Annotated in this window: 15 protein-coding genes; 5 read left to right on the plus strand and 10 right to left on the minus strand. The window is 60.7% G+C overall.

The window, feature by feature from the left end:
* Positions 1-112: 112 nt before the first annotated feature.
* The 7 genes from pcaG to pcaR form a co-directional block, all read right to left on the minus strand.
* A complete protein-coding gene (gene pcaG / locus E4O98_RS04815; protein WP_032877322.1) occupies positions 113-679 on the minus strand; it encodes a protocatechuate 3,4-dioxygenase subunit alpha in 567 nt (188 codons plus the stop codon).
* A gap of 1 nt (position 680) precedes the next feature.
* Complete coding sequence (gene pcaH, locus E4O98_RS04820) at positions 681-1,385, minus strand: protocatechuate 3,4-dioxygenase subunit beta (protein ID WP_005785874.1); 705 nt, start codon at positions 1,383-1,385, stop codon at positions 681-683.
* Positions 1,386-1,402: 17 nt separating this feature from the next.
* The gene (pcaF, locus tag E4O98_RS04825; RefSeq protein WP_177464409.1) at positions 1,403-2,605 is read right to left on the minus strand and encodes a 3-oxoadipyl-CoA thiolase; all 1,203 of its coding nucleotides are present in this window, start codon (positions 2,603-2,605) and stop codon (positions 1,403-1,405) included.
* Positions 2,602-3,381: a CoA-transferase subunit beta gene (locus E4O98_RS04830; RefSeq protein WP_005785870.1), complete on the minus strand. Its 780-nt coding sequence runs from the start codon at positions 3,379-3,381 to the stop codon at positions 2,602-2,604. The genes pcaF and E4O98_RS04830 overlap by 4 nt, the downstream gene beginning before the upstream one ends.
* Positions 3,381-4,238 (minus strand): CoA transferase subunit A, encoded by an 858-nt coding sequence (locus tag E4O98_RS04835; RefSeq protein ID WP_005785868.1) that lies wholly within the window; start codon positions 4,236-4,238, stop codon positions 3,381-3,383. Before E4O98_RS04835 ends, E4O98_RS04830 begins: the two co-directional genes overlap by 1 nt.
* A 270-nt stretch (positions 4,239-4,508) precedes the next feature.
* Positions 4,509-5,849: an MFS transporter gene (locus E4O98_RS04840; protein ID WP_248134333.1), complete on the minus strand. Its 1,341-nt coding sequence runs from the start codon at positions 5,847-5,849 to the stop codon at positions 4,509-4,511.
* A 145-nt stretch (positions 5,850-5,994) separates the two neighbouring features.
* On the minus strand, positions 5,995-6,837 hold the full coding sequence (gene pcaR, locus E4O98_RS04845) for a pca regulon transcriptional regulator PcaR (protein ID WP_005785864.1): 843 nt from the start codon (positions 6,835-6,837) through the stop codon (positions 5,995-5,997).
* Positions 6,838-7,402: 565 nt separating this feature from the next.
* Between pcaR and E4O98_RS04850 the strand changes: the two genes are divergently transcribed.
* Positions 7,403-7,603 carry a hypothetical protein gene (locus tag E4O98_RS04850; RefSeq protein ID WP_248134334.1) on the plus strand — a complete coding sequence of 67 codons (201 nt, stop codon included), beginning with the start codon at positions 7,403-7,405 and terminating at the stop codon, positions 7,601-7,603.
* Between the two features lie 333 nt (positions 7,604-7,936).
* Positions 7,937-9,412, plus strand: a complete 1,476-nt coding sequence (locus E4O98_RS04855) for an inorganic phosphate transporter (RefSeq protein WP_003189291.1) — start codon at positions 7,937-7,939, stop codon at positions 9,410-9,412.
* Positions 9,413-9,563: 151 nt separating this feature from the next.
* Here E4O98_RS04855 and ccoM read toward each other — a convergent pair whose 3' ends face one another.
* Entirely contained in the window at positions 9,564-9,680 is a 117-nt protein-coding gene (gene ccoM / locus E4O98_RS27635; protein ID WP_017530457.1) for a cytochrome c oxidase subunit CcoM, read from the minus strand.
* A gap of 143 nt (positions 9,681-9,823) precedes the next feature.
* Positions 9,824-9,985 carry a hypothetical protein gene (locus E4O98_RS04860; protein ID WP_005785860.1) on the minus strand — a complete coding sequence of 54 codons (162 nt, stop codon included), beginning with the start codon at positions 9,983-9,985 and terminating at the stop codon, positions 9,824-9,826.
* Positions 9,986-10,118: 133 nt separating this feature from the next.
* Here E4O98_RS04860 and E4O98_RS04865 point away from each other — a divergent pair, with 133 nt between their 5' ends.
* From E4O98_RS04865 to E4O98_RS04875, 3 genes are all read left to right on the plus strand, one after another.
* Positions 10,119-10,991, plus strand: a complete 873-nt coding sequence (locus E4O98_RS04865; protein WP_248134336.1) for a LysR substrate-binding domain-containing protein — start codon at positions 10,119-10,121, stop codon at positions 10,989-10,991.
* Between the two features lie 91 nt (positions 10,992-11,082).
* Positions 11,083-11,553: a RidA family protein gene (locus E4O98_RS04870; RefSeq protein WP_248134338.1), complete on the plus strand. Its 471-nt coding sequence runs from the start codon at positions 11,083-11,085 to the stop codon at positions 11,551-11,553.
* Positions 11,550-12,731 carry an aminotransferase class V-fold PLP-dependent enzyme gene (locus E4O98_RS04875; protein ID WP_032877328.1) on the plus strand — a complete coding sequence of 394 codons (1,182 nt, stop codon included), beginning with the start codon at positions 11,550-11,552 and terminating at the stop codon, positions 12,729-12,731. Before E4O98_RS04870 ends, E4O98_RS04875 begins: the two co-directional genes overlap by 4 nt.
* Here E4O98_RS04875 and E4O98_RS04880 read toward each other — a convergent pair.
* A complete protein-coding gene (locus E4O98_RS04880; protein ID WP_032877329.1) occupies positions 12,728-13,069 on the minus strand; it encodes a hypothetical protein in 342 nt (113 codons plus the stop codon). The two genes, E4O98_RS04875 and E4O98_RS04880, sit on opposite strands and share 4 nt — an antisense overlap.
* Positions 13,070-13,208 lie beyond the last annotated feature (139 nt).

Below are 13,208 nucleotides of genomic sequence, written 5' to 3' on the forward strand. Positions count from 1 at the left end.
TTTGCAACAACCATGTTCCGCAAGCAGACTTTTGGGTATGTAGTGACTGTGAGGGCCTCATCGGGAGCAAGTCGAATCGTCGCACCGCCCCCGATGAGGCCCTACAGCCAACTCAGTAATCGAAGAACACCGTTTCCTTGTCTGTCCCCTGCAAAATCACATTCCACTGATACACACCCTGCGCATCCGGCTTGGCAATCAAGGTGCTACGACGCTCAGCCGGTACACACGCCAACAGCGGGTCATCGCCGTTGAGCGCCTCACCGTCAAAGTAAATCCGCGTGAGCAAGTGCTTTACCAATCCCCGGGCAAACACCAGTACCACCAGATGCGGTGCCTGGGTCGTGCCTTTCAATCCCGGCACACTGCCTGGCTTGATGGTGGTAAAGCGGAAGCGCCCCTCGGCATCCACCGGCACCCGGCCAAAACCTTCAAAGTGCGGATCGACCGCCTTGTCTTGCTCGTCCTCAGGGTGGTCATATTTACCGGCAGCATTGGCCTGCCAGACTTCCAGCATGGCGTCGTTGACGACATCACCGTTGCCGTCCACTACCTGGCCGCTGATCGCCACGCGCTCGCCGAGTGTGGCGGCTACAGTCATGTCTTCGCGGTTCAGCCAGGTCAGGCCAATGTGGTAATACGGCCCGACGGTGTGGGACGTGGTCGCGTTGAGTGTCATCTCATTTCTCCATCGGCGTGGCGTCGCGGCCGCGCAGGACGATGTCCCAGCGGTAACCGAGGGCGTAGGAAGGGACGGTCTTTTCCAGGTCGAAGCGCGCGATCAGGCGTTCCTTGGCCCGCGTATCCGGCACGCAGTTGTAGATCGGGTCGTATTCGAGCAATGGGTCGCCAGGGAAATACATCTGCGTCACCAAGCGCGTCAGCACACTGGGGCCGAACAGCGAAAAATGGATATGCGCCGGGCGCCATGCATTGTGATGGTTGCCCCACGGGTAGGCGCCGGGCTTGATGGTTTGGAACTGGTACCAGCCATCGGCGTCGGTAACGGTGCGCCCGGTGCCGGTGAAGTTCGGGTCGAGCGGCGCGTCGTGCAGGTCACGCTTGTGGTTGTAGCGCCCGGCGGCGTTGGCCTGCCAGATCTCCACGAGAATGCCCGGCACCGGCAAGCCATTCTCGTCCAGCACACGGCCATGAATGATGATGCGCTCGCCTTGGGGCTCGCCTTCATGCTGGGCGGTCAGGTCGTTGTCCTTGTCATTGATGCGCTCGGCGCCGATCGTCGGGCCGGTGATTTCCGACAAGGAATGGGGCAGGAACACCAACGGCTGGGACGGCGAACGCAGGTTCGTCGACTGATACGCCGGGTGCAGGTAATCAGGTTGAGTGCCCGCTTGCGGGCGCCGGTAACCAGGCTTGTCACTCATGGAGCAATCCTCTTTTATTAGACGCGTTCAATCGCCAGGGCCAGGCCTTGGCCGACACCCACGCACATGGTCGCCAGGCCTTTGCTGCCGCCGGTTTTTTCCAGCTGGTGCAGGGCCGTCAACACCAGCCGTGCACCGCTCATGCCCAGGGGATGGCCCAGCGCAATGGCGCCGCCGTTCGGGTTGACCTGGGGTGCGTCGTCGGCAATACCCAGCTCGCGCAGCACCGCCAGACCCTGGCTGGCGAAGGCTTCGTTAAGCTCGATCACGTCGAAGTCGGTGACCGCCAACCCCAGGCGTTCCACCAGCTTGCGCACCGCCGGCACCGGGCCGATACCCATTACGCGCGGTGCGACACCGGCACTGGCCATGCCCAGCACCCGGGCGCGCGCGGTGAGGCCGTGTTTCTTGACGGCGTCGGCGGATGCCAGAATCAGCGCGGCGGCACCGTCATTGACCCCCGAGGCATTGCCGGCGGTGACGGTCTTGTCCGGGCCGTTGACCGGCTTGAGTTTGGCCAGGGCTTGCAGGCTGGTGTCACGCGGGTGTTCGTCGTGTTCCACCAGGGTTTCGCCTTTTTTATGGGCAACCCGTACCGGCACTATTTCCTCGGCGAAGAAACCGGCGGCTTGCGCAGCGGCGGTCCGCTGCTGGCTGCGCAAGGCGAAAGCATCCTGGTCGGCGCGGGAAACCTGGTAGTCGTCGGCGACGTTATCGGCGGTCTGCGGCATGGCATCCACGCCGTACTGGGCCTTCATCAACGGATTGATGAAACGCCAGCCGATGGTGGTGTCTTCCAGCTTCATGCTGCGCGAAAACGCAGCATCGGCCTTGCCCATCACGAACGGCGCACGGGACATCGACTCGACACCGCCAGCAATCGCCAGCTCCATTTCGCCACTGGCAATAGCGCGAAAGGCCGTGCCGATGGCATCCATGCCCGAGGCGCACAGACGGTTGAGGGTCACGCCCGGAATGCTCTCCGGCAGCCCCGCCAGCAACAGTGCCATGCGCGCCACGTTACGATTGTCTTCGCCGGCCTGGTTGGCACAGCCCAAAAAGACTTCGTCCACCGCGTCCCAGTCCACCGACGGGTTGCGCTCGATCAGGGCCTTGATCGGCAGCGCCGCCAGGTCATCGGCACGCACCGTGGACAGCCCACCGCCGAAACGACCGATAGGTGTGCGAATGGCATCACAGATAAATACCTCGCGCATCAGGCTTCTCCCGGTGCTTGGCCATGGGCGGCGGCGGTGCGGGCTTCAAGCTCGCGCAGCGCGGTCAGTTCTGTCTCGGTCGGTTCTGCCGTGGTGCTGACCTGGTCGGCAAAGCGAATCGCCCAGCCGGTGGCAGCGACCACTTGCTCGCGGGTCACGCCGGGGTGCAGCGCGGTGACCACGAACTCATGGCTGCCCTCCTCCGGTTCCATGATGCACAGGTCGGTAATGATGCCGACGGGGCCGGCACCGGGCAGGCCAAGACGCTTGCGTGAGTCGCCACCTTCGCCGTGACCGACGGAGGTGATGAAGTCCAGTTTGTCGACAAACGAACGGGACGACTGTTTAAGGATGATCAGCACGCTCTTGGCGGAACCGGCGATCTCCGGCGCCCCACCGGCACCCGGCAAACGCACTTTGGGCTGGTGATAATCACCGACCACGGTGGTGTTGATATTGCCGAAACGGTCGACCTGGGCCGCACCGAGAAAGCCCACGTCAATGCGCCCGCCCTGCAGCCAATAGCGAAAGATCTCACCGGTGGGCACCACAGTGTCGGCGGTCTCGGCCAACTCGCCATCGCCGATTGACAGCGGCAACACGCTGGGCTTGGCGCCAATCGGGCCGGACTCGTAGATCAGCACTACATCGGGTGAGGACGTCAGCCGCGCCAGGTTGGCGGCCTTGGACGGCAGGCCGATACCGACGAAGCACACTGAACCGTTCTTCAAGCGGCGTGCAGCGGCGACGGTCATCATTTCATTGGTGGAGTAGGTCATTACTTGGCCTCCTGCGCGGTGGCCAGCTTGGCCTGGAACTCGCTGAAATCAGCAGTGCCGTGGATGAATTCATCAATCCAGGCGGTAAAGGTCCCACGGTCGCGAGCAATCGGGTCCCACGCCTGGTAGAAGCGGTTATCCCGCTCGTTGTAGCCGTGAGCGTAGGAGGGATGTGCACCACCCGGCACATGGCACACCGCGGTCAGTGCCCAGGTCGGCAACACGCAACTGTTCATCGGCGCATTGAGGTCATCGACGATTTCTTCCACGGTGACAATGCAACGCTGAGCCGCAAGGGCCGCTTCCTTCTGTACCCCGAGAATGCCCCAGAGCAACACGTTGCCCTTGCGATCGGCTTTCTGCGCGTGAATCACGGTGACATCCGGACGTACCGACGGCACCGCCGCCAGCACTTCGCCGGTGAATGGGCACGTGACGGTCTTGATCAGCGGGTTGACCTTGGGCAAGTCGGAACCAGCGTAGGCACGCAGCACCGCGAACGGCAGGCCCGAGGCACCGGCGACGTAGGCATTGGCCAAGTCGGCGTGGCTGTGTTCTTCGATCTCCAGCGGTTGCGGCCATTGCTTCTCCACCGCGTCGCGCAACCGATGCAGGGAGCCCACACCCGGGTTGCCGCCCCAGGAAAAAATCAACTTGCGCGCGCAGCCAGCACCGATCAATTGGTCGTAGATCAGGTCGGGCGTCATACGCACCAGCGTCAGGTCTTTCTTACCCTGACGAATGATTTCATGACCTGCGGCCGTTGGGATCAGGTGGGTAAAACCTTCGAGAGCGACGGTATCGCCGTCGTTCACAAAGCGCTTGACCGCATCACGCAGGGTGAGGATTTCAGCCATGGGGTTGGGCTCCCGGTGTTGATCGAAAAAGGCGCTGAGGTGGCGCCGAAGTGCTTGAAGATTAAGCTGGGGAAATGGGCCGAACAATCCGATAATCGACTCAGCGTTCGATTATCGAACAGATTGTTGTCTAGCTAATCGTCTAAGCGAACGCAATTCAAATGTGGGAGGGGGCTTGCTCCCGATAGCGGTGGATCAGCCAACAAATTTTTTGACTGACACCCCGCAATCGGGAGCAAGCCCCCTCCCACATTTGAGTCCCATCAAGGCTTAAGTGGCGTCGGCGTGGCTGACCATGCCTTTGATCAACACGGCTGCAGTGGCGAGTGCCGCCGGAATCACCAGTGCCGTGAGCACCTGCTCGAAATTCCAGCCCAGGCCCAGCAAGGTGGCCCCCATCCACGCACCCAGGATCGCGCCGAAGCGGCCAATGCCAAGCATCCACGACACACCGGTGGCACGCCCCTGGGTAGGGTAAAAACGTGCGGCCAGAGACGGCATCGCTGACTGCGCACCGTTGACACACATCCCGGCGATCAGCACTAACGTTGCCAATAAAGTGATATTGCCAAGGCTTTGCCCTACCGCGTAGGCAAACACCCCGGCCAGCAGGTAGAAAGTCCCGATCACTTTGTGCGGGTTGAACCGATCCATTGCCCAGCCCACGCCCACTGCGCTCAACACCCCGCCTAACTGGAACAACGCGCCGATAAATGCCGCCTGCTCCATGCTGGCGCCACTGTCGCGCATCAAGGTGGGCAGCCAACTGGTCAGCAGGTAAACAATCACCAGGCCCATGAAGTAAGTGAGCCACAGCAGCAAGGTGCCGGCGCTGTAGGTGCCCGAGAAAATCACCGCGAACACGTTGCGAGCCTTGACGGTTGCTTGCTCCGGCACGCTGAAGCTGCCGGCCTGGGCCACGATACGGGGCTCAATGGGTGCCAGGGCCTTGCGTACCTTGTCGGTACCGCGATTACGCACTACCAGGTAACGCGCCGACTCCGGCAGCCACACCAACAGCACCCCCGCGAGGATCAATGGCAGGATGCCGCCGATCAGCAGCAAGCTGTGCCAGCCAAACGCCGGGATCAACTTGGCCGAGATAAACCCACCACCGGCCATGCCCAGGTTGAAACCGCAAAACATGCTGGTGACCAACAACGACTTATGACGCTCGGGGGTGTATTCGGAGAGCAAGGTCGTGGCATTGGGCATACCCGCGCCCAGACCCAGCCCGGTCAGAAAGCGCAGCACCAGCAACTGGTCGACATTGGTGCTGTAGGCCGAGGCCAGGCTGAACGCGCCAAATACCAGTACCGCGCCGACCAACACGACTTTGCGGCCAAAGCGGTCGGCCAGCGGGCCGGACCCGAGTGCGCCGAACACCATGCCGATCAACGCGGCGCTCATCACCGGGCCAAGGCTGGCGCGGTCGATGCCCCAGTCCTGGGACAGGGCCGGCGCAATAAAACCCATCGCCGCCGTATCGAGGCCGTCAAGAAAGACAATCAGGAAACACAGGATCACCACGCGCCACTGGTAGCGTGACAATGGCTGGGTGTTGATAAAGGACTGCACGTCCAGGGGGGTACCGACAGAAGGCTGATTCATTATTTTTATTCCACACCGATGGCGGGCCGATGACCTCAGGTCATCATTATTGTTAGGCGGCGCTTTGAAGCGCTGCCGCACATTAATAAGCCAGGGGAAACACCGTCAATCGAGCCGACCGGGATCTGTGCGGTCACCGAACAGCTTAGGCAAACAGTTGCGCGCTCAACTCACGGCTGGCGGTGAGCATACTCGGCAGAAAACGCTGTTCCAGCTCGCTGCGGCTGACGCGCCCGGCATGGGTGCTGACGTTCAGTGCGGCCAACACCTGGCCGGATGCGTCATACACCGGCACCGCGATGGAACGCAGGCCCTGCTCCAATTCCTGATCGACGATGCACCAGCCTTGCTGACGTACCTGTTGCAAGCATTCGAACAAGGCTTCGGGAGTCGTGAGCGTGCGGCTGGTCTTGGTTTGCAGGTCTGCGTGGTCGAGGTAATCCTGCAGCGAGGCATCATCCAGGGCCGCCAGGAGGATGCGCCCCATGGACGTGCAATAGGCCGGCAGCCGACCGCCGACTGAAAGGTCCACGGAAATCAGGCGCTGAGTCGTGGCCGAACGTGCGATGTAGAGAATATCGTCGCCTTCAAGGGTGGCCATGTTGCAGGCTTCATGGAGCTGCTCGCTCATGCGGTCCAGATAAGGTTGGGCCGAGACGGCCAACGGTGTGGACGACAAATAGGCATGACCGAGCGTCAGCACTTTAGGCAATAGCGAGTAGGTACGCCCATCCGTGGTGGCGTAGCCGAGTTTGATCAAGGTATGCAGGCAACGGCGCACAGCGGCGCGGGGGATTTCCGTGCGGTGGCTGATCTGGGCGATGGTCAGGTGACGCTTGCGCTCCTGGAACGCTTGCACCACGGCCAGGCCACGGGCCAGGGACGTCATGAAGTCCGGATCACCGGTGAACGCCTGGATGCGCTTGGCCGGTGAAGCCACGATCGGCGGCGCCACTGATGCGAAGGAGTTGCGCAATTGATCGTTCATTTCCAGGGTCCTGTCTCTTGTTCTTACCACGGGAGGGTTGGCCGCTATTACAAGCCGTGCCGATCGCGATGCACAAGCCAGCGCCAGCAACATTGGGCGATTATCGGACGATCATGCGATTATCGCAATTTGTCAGGCTAGGGCAGCCGCCGCCGCGGCCAAGTTTCAGATTTGCCTGATGACCTGAGAAGTGCGCAGATTTACGCTTTTATTTAGAACAGGTGGCGACAATATGATGACGCTGTTCACAAATAGTGATGCCCCTCCATAACACCCTCCCCTGCACCGTTGACGCTTTTTAACTTTATGATGATAGTGTTATTCAAATGCGCCGCTATAATGCAACCTGTGCAGAGGTCGGCCCGGTATCACTATCGGGATGGGAGCTCGCCAGGCGCTGGAGGACGTAAGCCGCGCCGGCCACAAGTAGCCGCTTAAAAGAACTGTCCTCAGGCCTGCTTTTCAAGTTGAACGGTTTTCTACTGTTTTATTTGGAATCGCCCGAGGACGACTGTTGAAGCGCGACACTGCGCAATCAATAAACTTCACACAATTAGGTAATACTGTGACGAAAGATGAACTGCGCGCCGAACTTGAGCGCCAGGAGCAACGTTGCAAGGACGTCTACGGCGGGGAAGTCACCACCTACGCCGCGCAACCTGAGCCGGAACGCAAGCCATGGCGCAAACGCGCCAGCCTGCTGGATCAGGCATTTGCCCAGGAAATCCAAAAGATCGAACAGGAACTCAAAACCGAAGAGCCATAAGCGCTTCGGTGCGAGTAGGCGGGGCCCTGCTGTCTCTGCCGGTCCACCACCGGCAGGGAGCCCCTCGCGTCAGCGCCCGTTGGTCAGTCACCTACAGCCGCGCACGAAATTTCATACAAATGTTTCAGGCATGACGTTTTCATGACAAATGCCGGCCTTTTGCGGCCTGCGCTTTATAAATCAAAGACTTGCCAAAGCCCCGAAAACCCTGGGATGCGTCCGTTTTGCCCGGGCTTGTGCGACGAAGATTGTTACCGATGAGCAGTCAATGCATCGATTACCGATGTTTTCTGGCATAATCGCGCCCCCTTACGACCGGGTCAGAAAACCTTCATGATCGATTTATTCAGCGGACTGGATGCTTGGGTTCTAGTGAGCCTGCTGCTCGCCCTGGCCTTTGTCCTCGCCTTCGAGTTCATCAATGGCTTTCATGACACCGCTAACGCGGTGGCCACAGTCATCTATACCAAAGCCATGCCGCCACACCTGGCGGTGTTCTTCTCCGGGGTCTTCAATTTCCTCGGCGTGTTGCTCGGTGGTGTCGGTGTCGCCTACGCCATCGTGCATTTGCTGCCGGTGGAGTTGCTGATCAATGTGAACACCGGCCATGGCCTGGCGATGGTCTTCTCGTTATTGGCGGCGGCGATCACCTGGAACCTGGGCACCTGGTACTTCGGTATTCCCGCCTCCAGCTCCCACACCCTGATCGGCTCGATCCTCGGTGTCGGCCTGGCCAACGCCCTGATCAACGACATCCCCCTGGCTGACGGTGTGAACTGGCAGAAGGCCGTGGATATCGGTGCGTCCCTGGTGTTCTCGCCGATGGCCGGCTTCCTGGTCGCAGCCCTGGTGCTGATCGGCCTGAAGTGGTGGCGCCCGCTTTCGAAGATGCACAAGACCCCGGACCAGCGCCGCAAGCTCGACGACAAGAAGCACCCGCCGTTCTGGAACCGCCTGGTCTTGGTGATCTCGGCCATGGCCGTGAGCTTCGTGCACGGCTCAAACGATGGCCAGAAAGGCATCGGCCTGATCATGCTGGTGCTGATCGGTATCGTGCCGGCGCAGTTCGTATTGGACCTGGGCAGCACCACCTACCAGATCGAGCGTACCCGTGACGCAACCCTGCACCTGAACCAGTTCTACCAGCGCAACCACGAGACCCTCGGCGAGTTCCTGGCCCTGGGCAAAAGCGTGAAGGATGATCTGCCGGGCAAATTCCGCTGCAACCCGCAGCAGACCGAGCCGACGATCAACGCGCTGCTGGGCACCCTCAAGGGCGTCTCGGACTACCACTCGCTGACCGCAGATCATCGCATCGAAGTGCGTCGCTACCTGCTCTGCCTGGACGACACCGCGAAGAAAGTCGGCAAACTGCCTGGGCTGGATTCCCGTGAGAAATCCGACCTCGACAAGCTGCGCAAAGACCTGACCGCCACCACCGAGTACGCCCCGTTCTGGGTGATCCTCGCGGTTGCACTGGCCCTGGGCCTGGGCACCATGGTGGGTTGGAAGCGCGTGGTACTGACCATTGGCGAGAAGATCGGCAAGCAGGGCATGACCTATGCCCAGGGCATGTCGGCGCAGATCACCACCGCAACCATGATCGGTTTTGCCAACATCTTCGCCCTGCCGGTGTCCACCACTCACGTGCTGTCTTCCGGTGTGGCGGGTACCATGGTTGCCAACAAGAGCGGCCTGCAAGGCGGTACCGTCAAGACCATCCTGATGGCCTGGGTATTGACCTTGCCGGCAACCGTCGGCCTGTCGGCCGGTTTGTTCTGGTTGGCGTCCAAGGCATTGGGTAACTGATAGCCAGCCGGCAATAGAAAAGGTGCGATCCGCGAGGGTCGCACCTTTTTTTATAGCTGGGTTTTGCACTGCCAATCAAAATAATCGGCCCAAAAAAAGGGCGACCGAAGTCGCCCAAAATGCCTTGCGTGCCCATGTAACCCGGAAAGACTTAAGGTTTTTTACGCTTGTTCGCGTCCTTCCAGATAAAAAATCCAAACCCTACAAAAAACAGCACCATGAGGCTTACAGTCAGCACTCCGGCAAAAACCACATTATCGATAAACATGACCGGCCTCCTGCACTTGCCCTGTTGCGATAGGGCTAAGTTAATGGAGAAGGCGCAGTGGGAAATTGACCAGGATCAATGTCGCCCGCAACGGGGCGTAAAGAGGGGTAATAACTGATCTGCATCAATGGATGCAGACCCTTTCAACGCTTTTTCGGTTTGTTCTTCGACTTTTTCTTGGGTTTGCCCAAGGGCATGGCTTGTTCAAAGGCTTGACGCACTTCATTCAAACGCTTGTCATTGAGGTCATGTACACGCTTGGCGCGTTCGGCATTCAGGTCGATCAGCTTGTCGTCATCACTCATGGCTTGGCTTACGTCGTGGCGGGAATGCCCCAATAATGCGGCCTGCCCTGCCCGACGGCAAATCAGCGAGCGACAAAAGGCAGGTCATCGACCAAAATCGGCACTTTCCAACCGACCCAGGAGCTGCACCCAAGTGGCCTTGCACAACGACCTTCCACCGCTGCTGGCCCTGCGCGCCTTCGAAGCCGTGGCACGGCACTTGAGCTTTATCAAGGCAGCGAACGAGTTGTCGGTGACCCAAAGTGCGCTGAGCCACCAGGTGCATAAGCTTGAACAGCATTTGGGCAAGCCGCTGTTTATCCGGCGTACCCGTGCGATTGATCTGACCTTGGCCGGGCAACATTACTACGACCAAATCCGCCCAGCCCTGGACGCCATCGCTACTGCGACACGCAGCCAACGGGGTGTACCCAGCACCCGCGTGTTGCGCATCGGCGTACTGGCGTCTTTCGCCACGCTATGGCTGGCACCGCGTCTGGCCGAGTTTCTGCAGCGCTACCCGCATATCCAGGTGGAGTTGCTGCCCGCGATTCAACTGGCCAATGTCGCCACGGCCGAAGTTGACCTGGCCATCCGTTACGGCAAGGGCGATTGGCCCGACGTGCAGGCCACGCGCCTGATGGCCGAAACCTTGTCACCCGTGTGCAGCCCCGCGTTCAAGGCCAGCCAGGTAACCAAAGGCCCCCTACTGATGGCGACCTCGCACCGTCCTTTCGAGTGGACGGATTGGGCCGCCCATTACCAGGTCAACCTCGATCACCACCCCAGGGTGATGCTGCATGACTACAACATCGTGGTCGAGGCTACCGTGGCCGGCCAAGGTATCGCCATGGGCCGCCATCGCCTGATCGAACGCAGGCTCCAGGACGGCAGCCTGGTGAAAGCTTTTGACTGGCCGCCCTATCACAGCGAAATCGGCTATTGGCTGATCGCTCCCCAGGGCCCACTCGGCGAACCAGCCGAATGCTTCAGCCAGTGGTTGAAGCACCTGTGTGCGGATGGGTGAGTTTTTTCGATACGTCGATTGAGATCTATCCGTTTGTCGTCCATCGCAACAGCCAACATGCTCAAACCTCCTGAACCCAGAGGTTTTCAGCATGACCGATTCCATTCGCCAACGCGTACACGCACTCGGCCTGACACTGCCCACACCCAATCAACCAGCTGCCAATTACATCAACCATGTCGTCAGCCAACACCAGCTGTTCATTTCCGGGCAAATTCCCATACTCGATGGCAAACCTGCCTATATAGGCCGGCTAGGCGATTCCCTCAGCGATGAAGAAGGCGCCCAGGCGGCGGAACTGGCGGCGCTGGGCCTGCTGGGGCAATTGAGCGATGCGCTGGGCGATGACCTGTCGCGCGTGGTGCGCACCCTGCGTCTGGGCGTCTTCATCGCCAGCAGCGCTGATTTCCAGCGCCAGAGCGTGGTCGCCAATGGCGCCTCGAACCTGCTGGTCAACGCCCTCGGCGACAAAGGCCGGCACGTACGCACCGCCGTAGGCGTCAGCAGCTTGCCGGCTGGCGTCGCCGTGGAGGTGGATGCCATTTTCGAGCTGCAGCCATGAGCCCGCTGGACGTCCAACAACTGCGGGAGGCCACGCCCGGTTGCCAGTCGGGCCTTGTGCACTTCAACCATGCCGGGGCGTCCTTGCCCAGCCAGGCGACGCTGGACGCCATCATCGAACAGTTGCAACACGAAGCCCGCAACGGCCCGATGGAAGCCGGCGAACAGGGCGCCGTGCTGGTGGAAAATGCCCGCCGCGCCGCCGGGCAACTGCTCAATGCACCGCCCTCCTCGATTGCCTTCGCCAGCAGTGGCTCAACGGCCTGGAGCATGGCGTTCCAGGCCCTGGGGCCTTGGCGGCCGGGCGACCGCATCCTGGTGGGGCGCCATGAATGGGGCGGCAACCTGGCGAGCATGGAGTTGGCCGTGCAAGCGGGCGCGCGCGTGGAAGTTATCCCCTGTGATGCCACCGGCGCGGTTTGCCCGGTAGCACTGGAAGCGATGCTCGACGCCCACGTGAAGCTGATCGACCTTGCCTGGCTGCCGGCCAACGGCGGCCTGATCAACCCGGCCCAGGCCATCGGCGAAGTGGCTCGTCGTCACGCCATCCCCTACTTTATCGACGCAGGCCAAGCCGTCGGCCAATTACCGGTGGATGTGCAAGCGTTGCAGTGTGACGTGCTCAAATCCGCCGGCCGCAAACACCTGCGCGGCCCGCGCGGTACTGCACTGCTGTATGTCAGGCCGGATTTTCTTGGGCACCTGAACCCGGCCCAACGCGACGTGTTTTCGGCGCCCTGGACCACCGACGGCTTCGACCTGCGCAACGACGCCCGGCGCTTCGAAACCAGCGAAGTGTCCGTCGCCCTGCTGGCGGGCTTGGGCAATGCATTGCAAGAGATCAATCGACTGGGGATCGAGCGGGTGTGGGAAAGGATCTCGCAGACCAGCGCCCGAATCCGCGAAGCGCTGCATCAGATACCTGGGATTAGCCTGCATGACCTGGGCAGTAAACATTCGGGCTTGATCGCTTTCAACCTGGCCGGCTGGGATAGCTTTGAACTCAAGCGGCGCTTGGGGTTAAAGCGCATCAACATCGGTGCCAACGGCGTGGCCTATACGCCGCTGGATATGCAAGCACGTGGGTTGCGCAGTATTGCGCGCCTCTCCGTCAGCCCACTCAACACCGATGACGATATCGAACTGTTGATCAAGGCCCTGCATGAATTGAACGCTTAAACCTCGATGTCCACCCACAAGCCCTGGCGCGGCGCGTCTTCGATCAGCGGCGCCACGGGCACCGTGTTGTCAGCATTGAGCAAGTCACCGGGGATAGGCAAATGCTGCTCGGCGTCATCGTCGGCTTCGCGCCGACGCTTGTGCTGCTCCTGCTGACGACGCTGCTCTTCGCGCAACAGAAAGGTCGATTGCTCGGCATCGCCTTTTTTCAGGTCGATCGTGCTCTCGCTGGAGCCCGGTTGAACGGGCACCACCGGCGGAATATCCGGCTTCTGGCGTGCCGGATCGAGTTGCGACGTGACCGGCACAACACTGACGGGCAGCATGGGTGGCAGCATGATAGTTATTCTCCTGATCAACAGGCTGTCGGCGGGTTGCAGGGCGACTTGAGCGCAGGCTCGCCAAGCTGTGACTCAGTCGACACTCGCAAGTGCCCGCCACCCGTCGATTCAGCACTCTGCCCGCCGGCCAAACGGA

This window comes from Pseudomonas sp. W2Jun17 (assembly GCF_023127795.1).
Lineage (GTDB): Bacteria > Pseudomonadota > Gammaproteobacteria > Pseudomonadales > Pseudomonadaceae > Aquipseudomonas > Aquipseudomonas synxantha_A.